Genomic DNA, 18,523 nt, shown 5'->3' with positions numbered 1-18,523 from the left:
CCGAGGCGGCAGTGGTCGGCTACCCGCACAGCGTCAAGGGTCAGGGCATCTACTGCTACATCACCCTGATGAACGACATCGAGCCCAGCGAAGACCTCAAGAAGGAACTCCGCACCTGGGTGCGCACCGAGATCGGCCCGATCGCCAGTCCCGACCTGATCCAATGGGCCCCCGGGCTGCCGAAGACCCGTTCCGGCAAGATCATGCGCCGCATCCTGCGCAAGATCGCCGAGAACGACTACGGCGCGCTTGGCGACACCTCGACCCTCGCCGATCCTTCCGTGGTCGACGAGCTCATCGAAAACCGCGCCAACAAGGGGTGAGCCACGCGCCACCCGCGACAACACGCGAAGGGCCCCGCTGGGGCCCTTTTTGCATCGTCCATCCAAAGGCCCTGTTTACCGGTTTTGCGAAAATTCTCTAAATTGCGGTCTATCCCGCTGCAGTGCCACGCCTGCTGTGCTAAAGAGGATGCGTGGGGACCGATAGCAGACGGAGCATTTCGATGCAGTTCACAGGTGTTCCCCAAGTGGTGGCACCTCTGGCCACCGGGCACCCCCTCGGCTTGCCCGGAGCCCCGGTCAGAACGGCCGAGGAGACCAAGGTGCAACCGGTCAAAGAGCAATCGACCACCGATACGGATCAGGGCGGCGATCGCGGCACCGATGGCCAGCCGCCCGCAAGTTTCTGGCGCAGCCTGACCGGGCTGCCCGACCCGGCCAATCACGTGGCTCCACCCTCAATCATGCAGATCCGCATCTCGGCGCTGCTGGAAGAACAGGCGGAAGCGCTGCTGCGGGACCTCCGCAGCAAGGCCGCCGCCGAGTTCGCCCCGTCGGAAGCTGCCGAAGAAAGCGCGATGCCCCCCTCTGGCGACACCGCCGCCTCGCCCCCCCTGCCCGGGCAAACCGCGCAACAGCCACGAACCGGCGTGGTCCCCCCCGAGGCGGCTGCGCCAAGCGAACGCGTGGCAGCTCAGACCGCGGCGGCTCAGCCCGTGGCGGCTCAGCCCGCGCCGACACAGTCCGTTACAGGCCAGACCAATTCAGGCCAGATCAATCCAGGCCAGATCAATCCAGGCCAGACCGCGCCGCGCGCTGCTGCCCCCCGGCCCTCGCCGATCGCTGGCCCGGTATCGCCGCAACCCTCATACGCTGGCCCCGGCACACCGACGCCCCCGACCACGTCAGGCCGCCGCGGACAGGCACCGGAGGGACCCGCCGTCACGACCACGGCCACCGGCGGCGCAGAAGGGCAAAGTGACACGCCAGCGCCGAGCGTGCCACTCATCGGCCAGGGCCCGGGTCTGCGCTCTCCGGACCGGCCATCCGGGCGCGCCCAAGCCGCGCTTGAAGGCACGGAGCGAGCGGCCTCGGACCGCGCGGAGCGTGGCTATGGCACTGATTCGCCGCTCCCGACACGCCCTGCGCGCAACGACAGCGCCGCCTGATCCGCCCCACCGCACCGCCGGTCGTCACGCAATCGCCATGGTTCCAGCACCGCGCACGCGCGCGCGATCCCCACATTTGCCACCCTGACTGTCCGGTTTTCACTCCTCGCCTCGCTTTTCATGCGTTAAAGCATCGCCTATAAGCGCGAAATCATCAGGCCCCGCAGAGACCGGGACCAGCATAACACCGGCGAGGACCGCATGAGCAAAGATAACCATGAAGCGGACGTGGCCTTCATCAAGGCCCTGGCAGAACTGCTGCGCGAAAACGATCTGACCGAACTGCAGGTCAAACGCGAATACGGCGAAGAGGACAGCCTCAACGTCCGCGTCAGCCGTGCCCTTCCGCAGGCGCCGGTGGCTGCATCGGTCGCCGTACCCGCCGCTGCGCCCGCAGCCGCTCCGGCCCCCGCAGCCGCGCCTGCCGCAGCCGAGACCGCCCCCGAGGACCCCGCCGCGCATCCCGGCGCCGTGACCTCGCCAATGGTCGGCACCGTCTACATGCAGCCCGAACCCGGCGCCCCGTCGTTCATCACCGTCGGAGCACAGGTCAACGAGGGCGACACGCTGGTGATCGTCGAGGCGATGAAGACCATGAACCACATCCCCGCACCGCGCGCGGGCACCGTCAAGCGCATCCTCGTCGAAGACGGCGCCCCGGTCGAATACGGCGCCCCGCTGGTCATCCTCGAGTAAGAGGCAGACCATGTTCGATAAAATCCTCATCGCGAACCGCGGCGAAATCGCGCTCCGCGTGATCCGCGCCTGCCGCGAGATGGGCATCGCCTCGGTGGCGGTGCACTCGACGGCGGACGCCGACGCCATGCACGTGCGCATGGCCGATGAAACCATCTGCATCGGCCCTGCCTCCTCGACCGACAGTTACCTGTCGCCGCCCGCGATCATTTCGGCCTGCGAAGTGACCGGCGCGCAGGCAATCCACCCCGGCTATGGCTTCCTGTCGGAAAACGCCCGCTTCGTGCAAATGGTCGAGGATCATGACCTCACCTTCATCGGCCCCACCGCCGAGCACATCCGGGTGATGGGCGACAAGATCACCGCCAAGGACACCATGAAGGCTCTCGGTGTGCCCTGCGTGCCCGGTTCCGACGGCGGCGTGCCCGACCTCGAGACCGCCAAGCAGGTGGGCCGCGACATCGGCTATCCGGTCATCATCAAGGCCACCGCCGGCGGCGGCGGGCGCGGCATGAAGGTCGCGCTGAACGAGGCCGAGATGGAACGCGCCTTCCAGACCGCGCGAGCAGAAGGCAAAGCGGCCTTCGGCAACGACGAGGTCTACATCGAGAAGTACCTGCAGAAACCGCGCCACATCGAGATTCAGGTCTTCGGCGACGGCAAGGGCAAGGCGGTTCACCTTGGCGAGCGCGACTGCTCGCTGCAGCGACGCCACCAGAAGGTCTTTGAAGAGGCGCCCGGTCCCTGCATCTCGCCCGAAGAGCGCGCGCGCATCGGCAAGACCTGCGCGGATGCCGTGGCCAAGATCAACTACACCGGCGCTGGCACCATCGAGTTCCTCTACGAGGACGGCGCGTTCTACTTCATCGAAATGAACACCCGCCTGCAGGTGGAGCATCCGGTGACCGAAGCGATCTTTGGCGTCGACCTCGTGCGCGAGCAGATCCGCGTCGCGTCGGGCATGGACCTGTCGTTCACGCAAGACGATCTCGAGATCAACGGCCACGCCATCGAAGTTCGGATCAACGCCGAGCGTCTGCCCACCTTCGCGCCCTGCCCCGGCAAGATCACCCAGTATCACGCCCCCGGCGGTCTGGGCGTGCGGATGGACAGCGCACTTTATCAGGGCTACTCGATCCCGCCCTATTACGACAGCCTCATCGGCAAGCTGATCGTGCATGGCCGCGATCGCAAGGAAGCGCTGTCGCGCCTCGACCGCGCGCTTGGCGAGTTGATCGTGGACGGCGTGGACACCACGCTGCCGCTGTTCTCGGCGCTGCTGCAGGAAGAGGACATCCTCACCGGCAACTACTCGATCCACTGGCTCGAGAAGTGGCTGGCCAGCAAGCTGGCCGACGCCTGACCCGCGCGTGAGCAGAGCGGACGCACACCACCTTGCGGCCCCTTCCCAGTTTTGGGGAGGGGCCGCATGACTCTGACGCCCGAGATCCTGCTGCAAGCCTATCGCGCGGGCATCTTCCCCATGGCCGAGCATCGCGACGACCCCGAAATCTTCTGGGTCGATCCACGCCGCCGTGGGATCATTCCGATGACTGGCTTCAGAATCTCGCGCAGCCTCGCCCGGCGTCTGCGCAAGAACGATTACGAGGTAACTTTCGACCGCGATTTCCACGCTGTGATCGATGCCTGCGCCGACCGGCGCGAGACGTGGATCAACTCGGAAATCCGCGCGCTGTTCACCGAATTACACCGCCGCGGTCACGCCCATTCCATCGAGGTTTGGATGGAGGGCGAACTGGCGGGCGGTGTCTATGGGCTGGAGATCGGTGGCGCCTTTTGCGGCGAGTCGATGTTCTCGCGCCGCCGCGATGGCTCGAAGATCGCGCTGGCCTGGCTGGTCGACCTGCTGAAGCGGGCGGGCTTCACCCTGTTCGACACGCAGTTCCTGACCACGCATCTGGCGTCTTTGGGTGCCGTGGAAATCCCGCGTCACCAGTACCGGGCGCAGCTTGCCATGGCGCTGACCGTCACCCCGGACCTTGCCAGCACGCCGCTGGCGGGCTCAGGTCAGGAGGTGGTGCAGCGCAGCACCCAGACGTCGTAGCGCTGATGGTCCATGGGGTTGAGCGCCGGCGACGAGGCGATCATCCAGCCCCGAAACGCAGGATCGGCCTTGCCAGCCTCGCGGATGGTGAGAAAGGCAAAGGCGTCGCCCGCCTGATTTCCCTCTGGATAGCGGCATTCCCCAAGCGCGATCTCGATACGGCCCAACTGCGCGCTGTCACCGCTGGCAAGCTGGATGTCGGTGACCTTGCCGGTGAGCTTATCAAGCCCGCGCAGCGTGGCGCCGGTGCCGGTTTCCGTGGCTTCCTGCTGTGCGCTCACGGCGCCGGCAGCGGCCAATCCCAGCCCCATCACGAGTGCCAATACACGGGTCATTCACTGCCTCCGGCCACATATTTAAAGAGCAGCGACATCAGGCTGACCGAGCCCTGCGTGTCGAGGATTTCGTCGCCAGCGCCATAGTAGAAGGGCGAGCCGCCGGGGCTGATCTCGACGAAATTGCCCCCCAGCAACCCTTCGGAAGAGATCACGATGGCGCTGTCGTCGGGCACCTGCACATCGCCCTGCATCGCAAGGGTCATGTCGGCGCGGTAGGTTTCCGAGTTGAGGGCGATGCCGGTCACCGACCCCACCTTCACGCCCGCCAGCCGCACATCGCTGCCGACAGAGACGCCTTCGAGGGACCGGAACGAGGCGCTGAGCGGGTAGCCCTGCCCGCCGCCGACGCCAAAGCCGGTCGCACTGACCGCGTAGGCGCCAAAGGCGATAGCACCGGCAAGCACCACGCCGCCAACGATCACCTCAGTGGCCGTGTGAGTCATAGGGTTATTCCGGGCTCCATGCCTCGTAGTCCCGGCGCGGCGCCGGTTCCGCGCGGCGGATCGAGCCCTTGGGCGCATAGGCCAGCGCCGTGCCCGTCAGATTCTCGATATGCGGCTTTTCCCAGCTCTTGCGGGGCAGCGGCTTTTCGGTCGGCGGATGCGGATAGGTGTGGTGCAGCCAGCCGTGCCAATCGGGGCTGACCCGCGTGGCCTCGGCCTCGCCGTTGTAGATCACCCAGCGGCGCTTGCCGTCCTTAGTCTGGTAGAACACGTTGCCCTGCTCGTCCTCGCCGACGCGCTGGCCCTTGCGGGATGTGTAGAGCTGGGTGTTCAGGGTCGCCCCGTTCCACCAGGTAACGGCCCGCAGCAGCGTGTTGAGAATGCCCATGGACGACTCCTCGCTTAGTCCTGACACGTGTATGACCAAAAGCGCCGCCGAGGTCCAGCCGCGACGGCGCCCAGCAGCGGTTCAGGCCGGTGCCAATGCGGTCAATTCGATCTCGATACGGTATTTCGCATCGATCAGCGCCGTCTCGATCATCGTCGCCGCCGGAGGGTTGGCACCGAACGCCTCGCGCAGCAGCGGCCAGCAGGGTTCGAACTCGGACGCGTCGGGCAGATAGTAGGTCACCCGCACCGCGTCGGCAAAGCTTGCCCCGGCCTCTGCCAGCGCCTTTTCGATGGTCGCCAGCGCCGCGCGGCACTGGTCGACCACCGTGTCGCCCTGCCCCACTGTGCCGGCGACATGCACGAAGCCGCCGGCGACCACCGCGCGGCAGTAGCCGATCTTCGCCTCGAACTCACCGCCGGACGAAATACGCCTGATTGTCATGATCTGTCAGTCTCCATACCGGATGCGCGCGGCGATCCGGTCGGTTGCGGAATAGATGTGGAGATCCTGCCCCACGTCATCGCGCATATACCAATTACCCGGCGCGTCCAGTGCGCGCTGCAGTTCCTCGGTCAGCGCGACATCCCACTCCCCGCCGCAAGCGTCGAGCGGCGCGCGCCCGAAGCCGCTGCTAGGTGTCTGCCGCCAGTCACCGCCAAAGCGTTCCCACCACGCCTTGCCAAGATCGGCGGTTGGCGGGCTTGGAGAGATGCCGGGGCCTGTGCGGATGATCGCATAGGTGCAGCCGCCCGCCGCGTCATCGGCGTAGGCCTTGCTGGCCAGCACAGCCTCGACGGGCAGCAGCCCGCCAAACAGCTTGCCCGGAAGTTCATCTTCCTCAGCGGTCGGTCGCGATGCCCCGCTGGCTTGGCCAGCGCCCTGCATCCGCAGGTCGGCATGCGCCGTGGGCAGGCTGCGCGCCTCGGCCTCGCGGCCTGCGAAATAGGCGAACCAAGCCCACCCCCCCAAAAAGAAGATGCCTGCCACAACGGCAAGCATCCTCAAAGCGTTCTGAACAAGCTGGGCAACGATCCAGGCCATGTACTTGATACCAGTCATTCCATCACAACGACGTTATCCGGCCGACGCGGGTTCCTTCTTCGGATCCGCGTAAATCAGCAGCGGCTTGGCATCAGCATTGACCGATTCCTCGTTCACCACCACCTCGGTCACGTCTTCCATGCCCGGAAGCTCGAACATTGTGTCGAGAAGGATACCCTCGAGAATCGAGCGCAGACCACGTGCACCGGTCTTGCGAGCGATCGCCTTGTTGGCGATGGCCAGCAGCGCATCGTCGGTGAAGGTCAGTTGGCTGTCCTCCATCTCGAAGAGGCGTTGGTACTGTTTGACCAGAGCGTTCTTCGGCTGCGTCAAGATGGTGACCAGCGCGTCCTCGTCGAGGTCCTCGAGCGTTGCGATCACCGGCAGACGGCCGACGAATTCCGGGATCAGGCCGAACTTCAGCAGATCCTCGGGCTCGAGATCCTTGAACACCTCGCCGGTGCCACGCTCTTCAGGGTCACGCACGTCGGCGCCAAAGCCCATGGCGGAGCCTTTGCCGCGCTGCGCGATGATCCGGTCGAGACCGGCAAAGGCGCCGCCGCAGATGAACAGGATGTTCGTGGTGTCCACCTGCAGGAATTCCTGCTGCGGATGCTTGCGCCCGCCCTGCGGCGGAACCGAAGCCACGGTGCCTTCCATCAGCTTCAGCAGCGCCTGCTGCACGCCCTCTCCCGACACGTCGCGGGTGATCGAGGGGTTTTCGGACTTGCGGGTGATCTTGTCGACCTCGTCGATGTAGACGATGCCGCGCTGCGCGCGTTCGACGTTGTACTCGCTTGCCTGAAGCAGCTTCAGGATGATGTTCTCGACATCCTCGCCCACGTAGCCGGCTTCGGTCAGCGTGGTCGCGTCGGCCATGGTGAAAGGCACGTCAAGAATGCGCGCCAGCGTCTGCGCCAGCAGCGTCTTGCCGCAACCGGTCGGGCCGATCAGCAGGATGTTGGATTTCGCAAGCTCGATATCACCGCTTTTCTGCGAGTGGTTGAGCCGTTTGTAGTGGTTATGCACCGCCACCGAGAGCACGCGCTTCGCCTTCAACTGGCCGATCACGTAATCATCGAGCACGTCGCAAATCTCGCGCGGCGTGGGCACACCTTCGGAGGATTTCAGGCCCGCGCCCTTCGTCTCCTCACGAATGATGTCCATGCAGAGCTCGACACATTCGTCGCAGATGAAGACGGTCGGTCCCGCGATCAGCTTGCGTACCTCGTGCTGGCTCTTGCCGCAGAAGCTGCAATACAGGGTGTTTTTGCTGTCGCCGCCGGAGTTCGTCGCCATGTCACACCTTTCCAGGCCTTTGGGTTTCAAGCGTCGGGGCCGTTGCCCCGACAAGGCCTATCGTCTCTGCCTAGTCCGGAAAGTCTAAGACAGGCCTTTCCGGTCCACAATGTCAAAATTGCCGCGCGCGGGATCACGCGCGGCATGGGAAGAAGCTTACGCCTCGTCAGCACCGCCGCGCTTCTCGACGATCTCGTCGATCAGGCCCCACTCTTTGGCGTCCTCGGGCGACATGAAGTTGTCGCGCTCGAGCGCCCGCTCGACTTCCTCGAGGGTGCGGCCGCAGTGCTTCACGTAGATCTCGTTGAGGCGCTTTTTCAGTTTCAGCGTCTCTTCGGCGTGGATCATGATGTCGGTCGCCTGACCTTGGTAGCCGCCCGAGGGCTGGTGCACCATGACGCGGCTGTTGGGCAGCGAGAACCGCATGCCCGGCTCACCAGCGGCGAGCAGCAGCGAGCCCATGGAGGCCGCCTGACCGATCACCAGCGTCGACACCTTCGGCTTGATGTACTGCATGGTGTCGTAGATCGACAGACCCGATGTCACAACGCCGCCCGGGCTGTTGATGTACATCGAGATTTCCTTGCTCGGGTTCTCGGCTTCGAGGTGCAGCAGCTGCGCCACGATCAGCGAGGACATGCCGTCATGCACGGGGCCCGACAGGAAAATGATCCGCTCCTTCAGCAGACGCGAGAAAATGTCGTAGGCCCGCTCGCCGCGGCTGGTCTGTTCGACAACCATGGGAACGAGGGTGTTCATATATGTCTCAAAAGGATCTTTCATCGTCGCCTGCCTGCTGTGTCTTTTCCAAATGTGCCTATCGCGCGCGCGTTAAGCGAGTCTTAGTATCGGGCCTGAGGGGCTGCAAGGGCCGGAGCAGCAATTCGCACCCTCATGCCCCACCCCAGTCCTGCGGAGTCGCACAACTGTGTCGGCTGCACTCCAGTTCAAGGGTCACCTGTGCGAGTCCGAAACGGCTTTGCATCTCGTCCTTCACAGCACGTTTTATGCCATCGGCCCGTGACCACGCCCCCTCGTCGACCACCAGATGCGCCTGCAGCGCCGAGGTGTGCTCGTCGATCTGCCAAAGGTGCGCCTTGTGCAGCCCGGCGACGCCGTCGATCTCTTGCGCCGCCTCCAGCACCGCCGAGGGCACCATGTCCGGCGGGCTGCCGAGCATCAGCACACGGATCACCGATCCGATCTCGGCCAGCGCCATCCACAGGATGTAACCGGCGATCAGCAACGTCACCAGCGGGTCGACCCACGTCCAGCCGAAGAGCAAGATCAGCGTCCCCGCGAAGATCACCGCCAGCGAGCCCATGGCATCGGCCACATTGTGCAGGAAGGCAGCACGGATGTTTTGGCTGTCTTTCGACATGGCGTAGGTGAGCATCGCGGTGATCACGTCGATCACCAGGGCAACGCCAGCGATCACCACCACCATCCAGCCGGTGACCGGCTCGGGCGAGAGAAACCGCAGAACTGCTTCGATCATCAGGTACACGCCAATGACGATCAGCGTGGTGTAATTGATCAGCGCCGCCACCGTCTCGGCCCGCGCATAGCCAAAGGGCATATCGGCACTGGCCGGGCGCCGGGCAATCTTGCGCGCCAGCGCCGCGATGATCAGCGAGATCGCGTCCGAGAAGTTGTGCAGCGCGTCGGCGATCATCGCCAGGCTGCCCGACAGAATGCCCCCGACCACCTGCGCGACAGTCAGCAGCATGTTCACCAGAACCGCAAAGGCCATGCGGGCGTCGCCCGCATCGGGATCAATGTGGTGATGGTGGTGATGATGGTGGCCGTGGCTCATGGCAGCATCAGGGACTCGTGCGGCGCCAAGGTCAAGCCGATCACAGGCGCGCGCCGGTCTCGTTCGGCGCATCCGCATGCTGAACGCGCGTTATTTCGAAGCCCGGATCGGGGCTGTTACCCTCAGGAAACAATCCAAGCGCCGCCGTGAGCGCCAGAAGCGCAGCGATACAGACAATCCAGCGGCGAAAATTCATGCGTCGTCTTCCTTGGTCGTGACTGCCCGGGGGCTGCCAAGGATATGGGGCGCTCAGGGCAAAAAACCAGAACGACCAAGGAGGTTAACGCCGAGACAGCCGCTCAGAATCCCGCGACCACAGAGGCGCAGGAGCGATGTCAGCTCATCTCCTGCAGCCGCGCCACGTAGCGGGCCATCGTATCGATCTCGAGATTGATGCTGTCGCCGACTTTCACCCCGCCCCAGGTCGTCACTTCCTTGGTGTGCGGAATGAAGTTGATGCCAAAGACCGAGCCCTGCACCTCGTTCACCGTCAGAGAGGTGCCGTTGAGCGCAACCGAGCCCTTGGGCGCGATGAATTTGGCTAGATCGTCGGGCGCGCGCAATTGCACGCGGGTGCTGTCGCCTTCGTCTTCCACCGAAATCACCTCGGCCAGCCCGTCCACATGGCCCGAAACGATGTGCCCGCCCAGTTCGTCGCCGACCTTAAGTGCGCGTTCAAGGTTGACGCGCTTGCCCTCGGCCCAGTTGCCAAGGTTGGTTTTCGACAGGGTTTCGGCGCTGATCTGCACATCGAACCAGTCGTCGCCCAGAGTGACCACCGTCAGACACACGCCGTCGCAGGCAATCGACGCGCCGATCTCGATGCCCGAGGTCTCGTAGGACGTGCCGATCCGCGCGGTCAGATCGCCCGCCTGCTCGAGCGTGCGGATTTCCCCCATGTCGGTGACGATACCGGTGAACATCAGCATATCCTCTATGACCCAAGGGCTCTGGCCACGGGCCTTATTTTGGTCAAACAATCCAGCTATCGAAGGCTGCCCGGCCCCTAGACCAGCGCCACCGATGACGAGTAGGCCGATCCTTAACGAGTGCCCATGACCAAGGCAACCGCAGAGCCCTTTCCGGCACAGGCCGGGCGTGTCTTCCTGTTCCTGCAGGGGCCGCATGGGCCATTCTTTCATCGTCTTGGCGCCATGCTACGCCGGGCGGGCGCCGAGGTCTGGCGCGTTGGTTTCAATGCCGGTGACCGCGCGTTCTGGTTCGACAGCGCCAGCTACCTGCCCTTCACCGCCGCCCCCGAAGACTGGCCCACCTACCTGTGTGCTCAGTTCGACGAAAAACGCGTCACCGATCTGGTGCTCTACGGCGATACCCGCGCGATCCATGCCGACGCGATCGCCGAGGCACGGCGGCGCGGCCTGCGCGTGCATGTCTTCGAAGAGGGCTACATGCGCCCCTACTGGGTGACCTACGAACGCGGCGGAGCCAATGGTCATTCGCGGCTGATGGACATGCAGGTGACGGACATGCGCAGCGCGCTGGAACGCTCGGACATGGAAGCGCCCCTGCCCCCCGGTCACTGGGGCGACATGCGCCAGCACATCTTTTACGGCGCGCTCTACCACTGGTTCGTGATGTTCCGAAACGGCGACTACGCGGGCTTCCGCGCCCATCGCGACCTGCCGGTGGCGCGCGAGTTCCAGCTTTACCTCAAACGCCTGCTGCTGATGCCGCTGACCCGGATCGAGCGGTTCTTGGAGAGCCTGCGCATCCGGCGCGGCGGCTTTCCCTACCACCTTGCCCTGCTGCAACTGGAACACGACTCGAGCTTTCGCCAGCACTCGCCCTTCGGCTCGATGTCGGAATTCGTCGATCTGGTGCTCGAGGGCTTTGCCAAGGGCGCGCCGGGGCACCACCACCTTGTCTTCAAGGCGCATCCGCTGGAGAACGGACAGGTGCCGCTGCGCCGGATGATCGCCACCGCGGCAGGCCGTCTTGGGATCGCGGGCCGGGTGCATTTCGTGCCCGGCGGCAAGCTCGCGCAGCTGCTCAACGACGCGCGCAGCGCTGTCACCGTCAATTCAACCGCCGGTCAGCAGGTGCTCTGGCGCGGGATTCCGCTGCGCACCTTCGGGCGCGCGGTCTATGCCAAACCCGAGTTCGTCTCCGAGCAGCCGCTGGCCGAGTTCTTCGCGCAGCCGACCCGCCCCGACAGCCGCGCCTATAAGGATTACCGTCGGTATCTGCTTGAAACCAGCCAGCTTCCGGGCGGCTTTTACGCCGCGCGAGGCCGCCGCCAGCTGCTGCGGCAGGTGGTCGACATGATGCTCTCGCCGCATGATCCTTACGACGCGCTGCGCAACGGCACCGCGGCTCCTCGGCAACAGTTGCGCGTGGTCCGCTGACGCCGCGCCAAGCCCAGACTGGTTTTTGAATCCGGATTCTCGTACCTTACGCCAAAAAGCTCAGGCAGATAAGAACAGGTCGAGGAGACCGAGCAGTGAAACAGTCCCGCTCCCGATGGGCGAAATCCGTCGTCCTTCTGGCCGCAGTGTCGATTCTGGCATCCTGCGCCCTGCCCCGCGTCGGCCCCAACAAAGATGAGATTTACGCCGGTTCGGTGATGCGCGAAGGCGACTCCTTCGTCGTCAGCGTCAACGACCGGGTCACCCGCGCCACCGCTGTGGTGCCCGCGCTCGGCTTTTCCGAACAGTTCCAAGGCGCCGGCGTGGTCGGCTCCGACACCATCCAGCCCGGCGATACGCTGGGGCTGACGATCTGGGAAAACGTCGACGACGGGCTGCTGGCCGCAGCCGAGACAAACGCCACCCTGCTCGAAGAGGTGCAGGTCGACGGCTCGGGCTTCATCTTCGTGCCCTACGCGGGCCGCATCAAGGCATCGGGCAATTCGCCCGAGACGGTGCGCCGAGTGATCACCGACAAGCTTTCGGAACAGACCCCCGATCCGCAGGTCGAAGTGCGCCGCCTCGCCGGGGACGGCTCGACCGTGAGCCTCGTCGGCTCGGTCGGCGGTCAGGGTGTCTACGCCATCGAACGTCCGACGCGCACGCTGTCGTCGATGCTGGCCCGCGCCGGCGGTATCACCATCGAGCCCGAGATCGCGCAGATCACCGTGCTGCGCGGCGGCCAGCAAGGCAAGATCTGGTTCCAAGACCTCTACAAGAACCCGCGCTTCGACATCGCGCTGCGCGGCGGCGACCGTATTCTCGTAGAAGAAGACACCCGCGCCTTCACCGCGCTCGGCGCCACCGGCACGCAGGCCCGGGTTCCCTTCGAGACGCAGACGCTCTCGGCGGTCGAGGCGATCGCGCAGGTGGGCGGTCTGGTGCCGACTTCCTCCGATCCCACCGGTGTCTTCGTGTTCCGCAACGAACCCGCAGAGGTGGCCAACCAAGTGCTGGGCCGCAGCGATCTGATCGGTGCGCAGCGTATGGTCTACGTGCTCGACCTGACCAAGCCCAACGGCATGTTCATGGCGCGCGACTTCGTGGTGCGCGATCAGGACACCCTCTATGTCACCGAGGCCCCCTACGCGCAGTGGAGCAAGGTGATCTCGGCGCTGACCGGCACGCTGACCGCCATCGCCACCGTCTCGACCGTGCAGGACGCGGTCTCGGGCGGGTAACCGGATAAGAGCCCTGAATACATATAACGAGGGACAGGGCAGCGCCGGGGGAGAAATCCCCCGGCGTCTCTATGTGCGCACCGCCGGGTTCTTCACCCGGACGCGGCTGAGGCGGATGCTGGCGCAGGCCGGATGGCGGCTGTCGCTGGGCACGCCGGAGCCCGAGGATCATGTCGGTGTCTGGGGACAGTCGCCCTATGCCGCACGCGGCGAAGCACTTGCGGCGAAAACCGGCGCGCAGATCGTCCGCATCGAGGACGCCTTCCTGCGCTCGCTGCATCCGGGACGTAACGGAGAGCCGCCGCTTGGCCTGCTGATCGACCACAGCGGCGTGCACTTTGATGCCTCGCAACCTTCTGATCTGGAAACCCTGCTGGCCACGCACCCGCTCGATAATCACGCCCTGCTCGAACGCGCGCGCGGCGGTATGGCCCGCATGCGCGCGCACCATCTAAGCAAATACTCGGGCTTCGATCCCGCGCTTGCGCCGCCCGATCCCGGCTACGTGCTGGTCATTGATCAGACGCGGGGAGACGCCTCGGTGCGCGCCTCGGGCGGCGACCGCAGCCGCTTTCTCGAAATGCTGTACTGGGCGCAGGAAGAGAACCCCGGCGCCCGCATCGTGATCAAGACCCACCCCGAAACCGCACAAGGCTTGCGCAGCGGCCACTTCTGCGCAGAGGACGCACAGGGCAGGATCAGCCTGTGCACCGCTCCCGTCTCCCCTTGGGCCCTGCTGGAAGGCGCCGTGGCGGTCTACACGCTCAGTTCGCAGATGGGGTTCGAAGCGATCCTCGCCGGGCACAAGCCGCGTGTTTTCGGCACCCCCTTCTACGCAGGCTGGGGGCTGACGCAGGACGAGACACCGCTGCCGCGCCGCGGTCGCAGCCTCACCCGCGCGCAGATCTTCGCCGCCGCGATGATCCTCTACCCCACGTGGTACGATCCCTGCCGCGAAAAGCTCGGCACTTTCGAAGACGCCCTCGGCGCCTTCGAGGCGCAGACGCGGGCGTGGCGCGAGGACCGGCAAGGCTGGATCGCCTCGGGCATGCGGCTGTGGAAACGCCGCCCGCTGCAAGGTTTCTTTGGCGGCCAGAAGGCCTTGGTCTTTGCCGAGGGCGACGCGGTGCAAAAACCGCTGGCGCAGGGCCGTCGCCATATGGCTTGGGCCAGCAAGGCGCGCGGCGACGAAGTGCGCGTGGAGGATGGCTTCCTGCGTTCGCGCGGGCTTGGTGCCGAATTGGTGCCGCCGCTGTCGCTGGTGCTGGACGATCTGGGCATCTACTACGACCCCGCACGCGCCTCCCGGCTCGAAACGCTGATCACCGCCAACCCTGACCTGCGGCCCGACCAGCGCCTGCGCAGCGAGCGGCTGATCGAACGGCTGACCGCTGCGGGGCTGACCAAGTACAACCTTGGAGCGCCGCCGCCGGCGCTGCCCGAGGGGCACCGCATTCTCGTGGTCGGTCAGGTCGAAGATGATGCGTCGATCCTGCTCGGCAGCCCCGAGTGCCGCACCAACGCCGATCTGCTCGCCCGCGCCCGCGCCGCCAACCCCGAAGCCGTTCTTCTGTGGAAGCCGCACCCGGATGTCAGCGCCGGGCTCCGCCGGGGCGCGGTGGAGGCGCCGGAACACTGGGCAGATGCGACACTCGAGGGCATCGACATGGGCGCACTGCTGCGCGAGGTGCAGGAGGTTTGGACGATGACCTCGCTCACCGGTTTCGAGGCGCTGCTGCGCGGCGTGAGGGTGACGACGCTGGGCGCGCCCTTCTATGCCGGCTGGGGGCTGACCCGCGACCTTGGCCCCGTACCGGCGCGGCGGCTGTCGGGCCCAAGGCCCGACCTTGCCGCGCTGGTGCATGCCACGCTCATCGACTACCCGCGCTACCGCGATCCGCTGAGCGGCCTGCCCTCCACGCCGGAGTTGGTGGCCGAACGGCTGGAGCAGGGCAGCATCCCGCGCCCCGGCCTGCCGAACCGCCTGCTGTCGAAAGTGCAAGGGCTTCTGGCCTCTCAGGCCCACCTCTGGCGCTAGGGCTTCAGCGGCGGCCCTTCAGGCCGTGCAGGCTGGCGGTCACCGCAAAGATCAGCGTCGCGGCGCAGACCATGCTCGGCCCCGCTGGGGTGTCGAAAAGCAGTGCGCCCTGCAGCCCGGCCAGCGCCGACACCCCGCCGATCCCAGCCGCCAGCAGCGCCATGGCCTCGGGCGTGCGGGCGAAGGGCCGCGCGGCAGCGGCGGGGATCAGCAGCATCGCCCCGATCAGCAGCACGCCGACCACCTTGATCGCCACCGCCACGGTCAGCGCCAGCGCCACCGTCAACACCCGGCTCTCGAGCCGCGGGTTTATGCCGCTGGCATGCGCGAGGTCCGGCGACAGTGTGGCGGTCAGCAGGGACTGCCAGCGCCAGACCAGCAGGGCCAGCACCAGCGCCGCGCCGCCCCAGATCACCAGCAGGTCGGACTTCGTCACGGCGAGGATGTCGCCGAACAGATAGGCCGTCAGATCAAGCCGCGCGCCGGGCACGAAAGTGATCGCCACGAGGCCGATGGCCAGCGCGCCATGCGCCAGCACACCCAGCACCGTATCAATGCCAAGCCCGCGCTCACTCAGCGCGCCGACGAGGAAGGCCATGATCAGCGCCACGCAGAGCGTGCCAGCCACCACCGGCAGCGACAGCGCCAGCGACAGCGCCACGCCGAGGATCGCCGCATGCGCTGTCGCATCACCGAAGTTGGCCATGCGCCGCCACGAGACGAAACAGCCCAGCGGAGCGGCGGCCAGCGCGAGGCCAAGACCGGCCAGCGTCGCGCGTATCAGAAAATCGTCCAGCATCAGTGCCCCTGCCCTGCGTGATGGGTGTGATCATGCGCGCACTCCGGCCCGTGCTCATGACTGTGGTCGTGGGTGTGATCATGGTCGTGGCTATGGGTGTGCTCGTGCCGGTAAAGCGCCAGCGCGCCATGCGTGCCGGTGCCGAAAAGCGCCCGGTACTCCGCCGCCTGCGCCACCGTTTCCGGGTGCCCCTGACAGCAGACATGGCCATTCAGGCACACCACCCGGTCAGAGGCGCTCATCACCACGTGCAGCTCATGGCTGACCATCACCACCGCACAGCCAAGCCGGGCGCGGATCTGCTCGATCTGCCGGTAGAAGGCCGCCGAGCCGGGCTGGTCGAGCCCCTGTGTCGGCTCGTCGAGCAGCAGCACTTCGGGGCGGCTGAGGATCGCCCGCGCCAGAAGCACGCGCTGGAACTGCCCGCCCGACAACCCGGCCATGGGCCGCGCCTCAAGCGTGCCTGCCCCGGCTTCTTCCAGCGCGGCGCGGCGCGCGGCGCGGCTGACCCGGTGCGGCAGCGACAAAAACCGCCCGACCGTCAGCGGCAGCGTCGCGTCGATCTGCAGCTTCTGCGGCACGTAGCCCACGCGCAGCCCCGGCTTGCGCGTCACTTTGCCCGACTGCGGCGTCACCGCGCCGATCAGCGTGCGCAGCAGCGTCGACTTGCCCGAGCCGTTGGGCCCGACGATGGTGACGATCTCGCCCGGCTCGACATGGAAATCCACATTTTGCAGCACCGGGTGCTCGCCCAGTGTCACCCGCAGGCCTTTCGCCGAGATCAGCGTCACGCCGCCGCTCCACGACAGAGCGGGCACAGGCCCTCGGCCTCGACCACCATGCGCTCAAGCTCGAAGTCCAGCCCCTCCGCGGCCTTGCGCACCGCCGCGCCGATGTCCTGCGAGGGCATTTCTGCCACCGCGCCGCAGGACCGGCAGAGCAGGAAGGCGGGCTTGTGCCGCTCGCCCGGATGGGCGCAGGCGACAAAGGCGTTGAGCCGCTCGATCTTATGGGCAAAGCCGTTGGTCACCAGAAAGTCGAGCGCCCGGTAGACGGTGGGCGGCTGCGCACCCAAGCCCTCTTCGCGCAGCACGTCCAGCAGCTCATAAGCGCCCATAGCCCGATGCTTGCGCAGCAGGATCTCCAGCACGCGGCGGCGCTGCTTGGTCAGCGACAACCCTTCGCGGGCACAGGTTTCCTCGGCGGACTGCAACGCCTGCTCGCGGCAATGCGCGTGGTCGTGCTGAGTGAACCCAAGCGGGTCGGTATGTGCGGCCATGTGCCCTCCGCGGATGCCAGATTTGCCGTACGCGGGATCGCGTGCGGCGGATGGGGGTTGATATGTTATAGTGTCCACGATATCAAGCCCGCCAGTTGTTATGATATAACATCTGATTTCAAAGAATCGACACCCACGAGGCCCCGATGTATCGCTCTCTTCTTCCCGCTCTGCTGCTTGCCAGCCCCGCCTTCGCCGACGTGCCGAAGGTGGTCACCGACATCGCTCCCGTGCAGGGGCTGGTGGCCAGCGTCATGGGCGATCTGGGCGATCCGGGACTGCTGATTCCACCGGGGGCCTCGCCGCACAGCCACGCGCTGAAACCCTCCGAGGCGCGCGCCTTGCAAAACGCCGATGTGGTGTTCTGGATCGGCGCGGCCCTGAGCCCCGATCTTGGCCGCAAGATCGAGGCCATCGCTGCCGACGGTGCCGCTGTCTCGCTGTTCGATGCGCCCGGCACACAGCACCTTGCGGCGCGCAATGACGTGCTGTTCTCCGAGCCCGGCGCCGCGTCGCATGACCACGGGCATGACGACGAGGCGCATGCGGATCACGACGACCACGCCGATCACCATGACGATGATAACGACGCACATGGGCACGGGGAACATGGCCACGACGAGCACGAGCACGAGCACGAGCACGAAGACCATGCGCATGAGGCCGGTCACGACCACCACCACGAGGGGGACGATCCGCACGTCTGGCTCTCGGTCGACAACGCCGTGAACTGGCTGCCGCTGATCGCGCAGACGCTCTCGGATGCCGATCCGGAGAATGCCGACACCTATGCCGCCAACGCCGAGGCCGCGGCCGCCCGCATCGACGAAGCCCGCGCCGAAGCCGAAGACCTGCTCGCCCCGGCACAAGAGCGCCACTTTGTGGTCTTCCATGACGCCTTCCAATACTTCGAGACCAGCTTCGGACTGACCGTGCTGGGTGCCATCTCGCTGTCGGATGCCACCGCCCCCAGCCCGGCGCGGCTCGACGCGCTGCGCGATGCCTTGCAGGACGCGGATGCCGCCTGTGTCTTCGCCGAGCCGCAGTTCGACCCGCGCCTCATCTCGGCCGTGACCGAAGGCGCCGACACCCCGGTGGCCGAACTGGACCCGCTGGGCCAGTCGCTGGAGCTTGGCGCGAGCTTCTACCCAACGCTGATCACCGCACTGGCGCAGAACGTCGCCGAATGCGCCGCGCAATAAGCCTGCCGACCAACCGCACCTCAGCCCCCTTTGCGCTGACGGCAAAGGGGGTTTTCCTT

The 18,523-nt window shown here is 66.0% G+C and carries 22 protein-coding genes; 9 read left to right on the top strand and 13 right to left on the bottom strand.

The features are described 5' to 3' along the window. The 5 genes from ACXAJT_RS09990 to aat all read left to right on the top strand — a co-directional run. On the top strand, positions 1-323 hold a 323-nt coding region (locus ACXAJT_RS09990), incomplete at its 5' end, for an AMP-binding enzyme (protein WP_475234877.1). Positions 324-505: 182 nt separating this feature from the next. Then, on the top strand, positions 506-1,450 hold the full coding sequence (locus tag ACXAJT_RS09985; RefSeq protein WP_475234875.1) for a hypothetical protein: 945 nt from the start codon (positions 506-508) through the stop codon (positions 1,448-1,450). A 201-nt stretch (positions 1,451-1,651) separates the two neighbouring features. After that, a complete protein-coding gene (gene accB, locus ACXAJT_RS09980) occupies positions 1,652-2,146 on the top strand; it encodes an acetyl-CoA carboxylase biotin carboxyl carrier protein (RefSeq protein ID WP_475234873.1) in 495 nt (164 codons plus the stop codon). Between the two features lie 10 nt (positions 2,147-2,156). Next, on the top strand, positions 2,157-3,509 hold the full coding sequence (gene accC / locus ACXAJT_RS09975) for an acetyl-CoA carboxylase biotin carboxylase subunit (RefSeq protein WP_475234872.1): 1,353 nt from the start codon (positions 2,157-2,159) through the stop codon (positions 3,507-3,509). Positions 3,510-3,575: 66 nt separating this feature from the next. Next, positions 3,576-4,211, top strand: a complete 636-nt coding sequence (gene aat / locus ACXAJT_RS09970) for a leucyl/phenylalanyl-tRNA--protein transferase (protein WP_475234871.1) — start codon at positions 3,576-3,578, stop codon at positions 4,209-4,211. On the opposite strand, the gene ACXAJT_RS09965 is transcribed toward aat, so the two are convergent. The 10 genes from ACXAJT_RS09965 to ACXAJT_RS09920 all read right to left on the bottom strand — a co-directional run bounded on the left by ACXAJT_RS09965 (position 4,175) and on the right by ACXAJT_RS09920 (position 10,462). Further along, on the bottom strand, positions 4,175-4,546 hold the full coding sequence (locus ACXAJT_RS09965) for a DUF2155 domain-containing protein (RefSeq protein ID WP_475234870.1): 372 nt from the start codon (positions 4,544-4,546) through the stop codon (positions 4,175-4,177). The two genes, aat and ACXAJT_RS09965, sit on opposite strands and share 37 nt — an antisense overlap. Beyond that, on the bottom strand, positions 4,543-4,992 hold the full coding sequence (gene mlaD / locus ACXAJT_RS09960; RefSeq protein WP_475234869.1) for an outer membrane lipid asymmetry maintenance protein MlaD: 450 nt from the start codon (positions 4,990-4,992) through the stop codon (positions 4,543-4,545). Before mlaD ends, ACXAJT_RS09965 begins: the two co-directional genes overlap by 4 nt. 4 nt (positions 4,993-4,996) lie before the next feature. Next, positions 4,997-5,380 (bottom strand): NADH:ubiquinone oxidoreductase subunit NDUFA12, encoded by a 384-nt coding sequence (locus ACXAJT_RS09955; protein WP_475234867.1) that lies wholly within the window; start codon positions 5,378-5,380, stop codon positions 4,997-4,999. A gap of 81 nt (positions 5,381-5,461) precedes the next feature. After that, on the bottom strand, positions 5,462-5,824 hold the full coding sequence (locus ACXAJT_RS09950) for a RidA family protein (protein ID WP_066101449.1): 363 nt from the start codon (positions 5,822-5,824) through the stop codon (positions 5,462-5,464). 6 nt (positions 5,825-5,830) lie between these two features. Further along, the gene (locus tag ACXAJT_RS09945; RefSeq protein ID WP_475234863.1) at positions 5,831-6,442 is read right to left on the bottom strand and encodes a hypothetical protein; all 612 of its coding nucleotides are present in this window, start codon (positions 6,440-6,442) and stop codon (positions 5,831-5,833) included. A gap of 15 nt (positions 6,443-6,457) precedes the next feature. After that, a complete protein-coding gene (gene clpX / locus ACXAJT_RS09940) occupies positions 6,458-7,723 on the bottom strand; it encodes an ATP-dependent Clp protease ATP-binding subunit ClpX (protein ID WP_475234860.1) in 1,266 nt (421 codons plus the stop codon). A gap of 156 nt (positions 7,724-7,879) precedes the next feature. After that, the gene (locus tag ACXAJT_RS09935; protein WP_475234857.1) at positions 7,880-8,506 is read right to left on the bottom strand and encodes an ATP-dependent Clp protease proteolytic subunit; all 627 of its coding nucleotides are present in this window, start codon (positions 8,504-8,506) and stop codon (positions 7,880-7,882) included. 109 nt (positions 8,507-8,615) lie between these two features. Next, entirely contained in the window at positions 8,616-9,539 is a 924-nt protein-coding gene (locus ACXAJT_RS09930; protein ID WP_475234854.1) for a cation diffusion facilitator family transporter, read from the bottom strand. A 40-nt stretch (positions 9,540-9,579) separates the two neighbouring features. Then, positions 9,580-9,735, bottom strand: coding sequence for a hypothetical protein (locus ACXAJT_RS09925; protein ID WP_475234853.1), 156 nt, complete (start codon positions 9,733-9,735; stop codon positions 9,580-9,582). Positions 9,736-9,874: 139 nt separating this feature from the next. Then, a complete protein-coding gene (locus ACXAJT_RS09920; protein WP_475234851.1) occupies positions 9,875-10,462 on the bottom strand; it encodes a riboflavin synthase in 588 nt (195 codons plus the stop codon). Positions 10,463-10,594: 132 nt separating this feature from the next. Between ACXAJT_RS09920 and ACXAJT_RS09915 the strand changes: the two genes are divergently transcribed. The 3 genes from ACXAJT_RS09915 to ACXAJT_RS09905 all read left to right on the top strand — a co-directional run bounded on the left by ACXAJT_RS09915 (position 10,595) and on the right by ACXAJT_RS09905 (position 15,184). Next, positions 10,595-11,905, top strand: coding sequence for a capsule biosynthesis protein (locus ACXAJT_RS09915; RefSeq protein ID WP_475234850.1), 1,311 nt, complete (start codon positions 10,595-10,597; stop codon positions 11,903-11,905). Between the two features lie 95 nt (positions 11,906-12,000). Continuing rightward, a complete protein-coding gene (locus ACXAJT_RS09910; RefSeq protein WP_475234848.1) occupies positions 12,001-13,146 on the top strand; it encodes a polysaccharide biosynthesis/export family protein in 1,146 nt (381 codons plus the stop codon). 73 nt (positions 13,147-13,219) lie between these two features. Beyond that, positions 13,220-15,184: a capsular polysaccharide biosynthesis protein gene (locus ACXAJT_RS09905; RefSeq protein ID WP_475234847.1), complete on the top strand. Its 1,965-nt coding sequence runs from the start codon at positions 13,220-13,222 to the stop codon at positions 15,182-15,184. A 4-nt stretch (positions 15,185-15,188) separates the two neighbouring features. On the opposite strand, the gene ACXAJT_RS09900 is transcribed toward ACXAJT_RS09905, so the two are convergent. From ACXAJT_RS09900 to ACXAJT_RS09890, 3 genes are read right to left on the bottom strand one after another with little or no spacing between them, the layout of a single operon-like run. Then, positions 15,189-15,983: a metal ABC transporter permease gene (locus ACXAJT_RS09900; protein WP_475234846.1), complete on the bottom strand. Its 795-nt coding sequence runs from the start codon at positions 15,981-15,983 to the stop codon at positions 15,189-15,191. Continuing rightward, positions 15,983-16,774 carry a metal ABC transporter ATP-binding protein gene (locus ACXAJT_RS09895; RefSeq protein WP_475234887.1) on the bottom strand — a complete coding sequence of 264 codons (792 nt, stop codon included), beginning with the start codon at positions 16,772-16,774 and terminating at the stop codon, positions 15,983-15,985. The genes ACXAJT_RS09900 and ACXAJT_RS09895 overlap by 1 nt, the downstream gene beginning before the upstream one ends. After that, positions 16,771-17,262, bottom strand: a complete 492-nt coding sequence (locus tag ACXAJT_RS09890; RefSeq protein ID WP_475234845.1) for a transcriptional repressor — start codon at positions 17,260-17,262, stop codon at positions 16,771-16,773. The genes ACXAJT_RS09895 and ACXAJT_RS09890 overlap by 4 nt, the downstream gene beginning before the upstream one ends. 146 nt (positions 17,263-17,408) lie before the next feature. Here ACXAJT_RS09890 and ACXAJT_RS09885 point away from each other — a divergent pair, with 146 nt between their 5' ends. Further along, entirely contained in the window at positions 17,409-18,464 is a 1,056-nt protein-coding gene (locus tag ACXAJT_RS09885; protein ID WP_475234844.1) for a zinc ABC transporter substrate-binding protein, read from the top strand. The last annotated feature ends 59 nt before the right edge of the window (positions 18,465-18,523 follow it).

Source organism: Salipiger sp. ABF4_146, from assembly GCF_056161345.1.
This window is presented reverse-complemented; position numbering and strand designations above follow the sequence as displayed.

What these genes read in the sequence shown, in the direction of transcription:
- ACXAJT_RS09985 (WP_475234875.1), top strand. Translation starts at nt 506, where the DNA reads ATGCAGTTCACAGGTGTTCCCCAAGTGGTGGCACCTCTGGCCACCGGG.
- accB (WP_475234873.1), top strand. Translation starts at nt 1,652, where the DNA reads ATGAGCAAAGATAACCATGAAGCGGACGTGGCCTTCATCAAGGCCCTG.
- accC (WP_475234872.1), top strand. Translation starts at nt 2,157, where the DNA reads ATGTTCGATAAAATCCTCATCGCGAACCGCGGCGAAATCGCGCTCCGC.
- aat (WP_475234871.1), top strand. Translation starts at nt 3,576, where the DNA reads ATGACTCTGACGCCCGAGATCCTGCTGCAAGCCTATCGCGCGGGCATC.
- ACXAJT_RS09965 (WP_475234870.1), bottom strand. Translation starts at nt 4,546, where the DNA reads ATGACCCGTGTATTGGCACTCGTGATGGGGCTGGGATTGGCCGCTGCC.
- mlaD (WP_475234869.1), bottom strand. Translation starts at nt 4,992, where the DNA reads ATGACTCACACGGCCACTGAGGTGATCGTTGGCGGCGTGGTGCTTGCC.
- ACXAJT_RS09955 (WP_475234867.1), bottom strand. Translation starts at nt 5,380, where the DNA reads ATGGGCATTCTCAACACGCTGCTGCGGGCCGTTACCTGGTGGAACGGG.
- ACXAJT_RS09950 (WP_066101449.1), bottom strand. Translation starts at nt 5,824, where the DNA reads ATGACAATCAGGCGTATTTCGTCCGGCGGTGAGTTCGAGGCGAAGATC.
- ACXAJT_RS09945 (WP_475234863.1), bottom strand. Translation starts at nt 6,442, where the DNA reads ATGACTGGTATCAAGTACATGGCCTGGATCGTTGCCCAGCTTGTTCAG.
- clpX (WP_475234860.1), bottom strand. Translation starts at nt 7,723, where the DNA reads ATGGCGACGAACTCCGGCGGCGACAGCAAAAACACCCTGTATTGCAGC.
- ACXAJT_RS09935 (WP_475234857.1), bottom strand. Translation starts at nt 8,506, where the DNA reads ATGAAAGATCCTTTTGAGACATATATGAACACCCTCGTTCCCATGGTT.
- ACXAJT_RS09930 (WP_475234854.1), bottom strand. Translation starts at nt 9,539, where the DNA reads ATGAGCCACGGCCACCATCATCACCACCATCACCACATTGATCCCGAT.
- ACXAJT_RS09925 (WP_475234853.1), bottom strand. Translation starts at nt 9,735, where the DNA reads ATGAATTTTCGCCGCTGGATTGTCTGTATCGCTGCGCTTCTGGCGCTC.
- ACXAJT_RS09920 (WP_475234851.1), bottom strand. Translation starts at nt 10,462, where the DNA reads ATGTTCACCGGTATCGTCACCGACATGGGGGAAATCCGCACGCTCGAG.
- ACXAJT_RS09915 (WP_475234850.1), top strand. Translation starts at nt 10,595, where the DNA reads ATGACCAAGGCAACCGCAGAGCCCTTTCCGGCACAGGCCGGGCGTGTC.
- ACXAJT_RS09900 (WP_475234846.1), bottom strand. Translation starts at nt 15,983, where the DNA reads ATGCTGGACGATTTTCTGATACGCGCGACGCTGGCCGGTCTTGGCCTC.
- ACXAJT_RS09890 (WP_475234845.1), bottom strand. Translation starts at nt 17,262, where the DNA reads ATGGCCGCACATACCGACCCGCTTGGGTTCACTCAGCACGACCACGCG.
- ACXAJT_RS09885 (WP_475234844.1), top strand. Translation starts at nt 17,409, where the DNA reads ATGTATCGCTCTCTTCTTCCCGCTCTGCTGCTTGCCAGCCCCGCCTTC.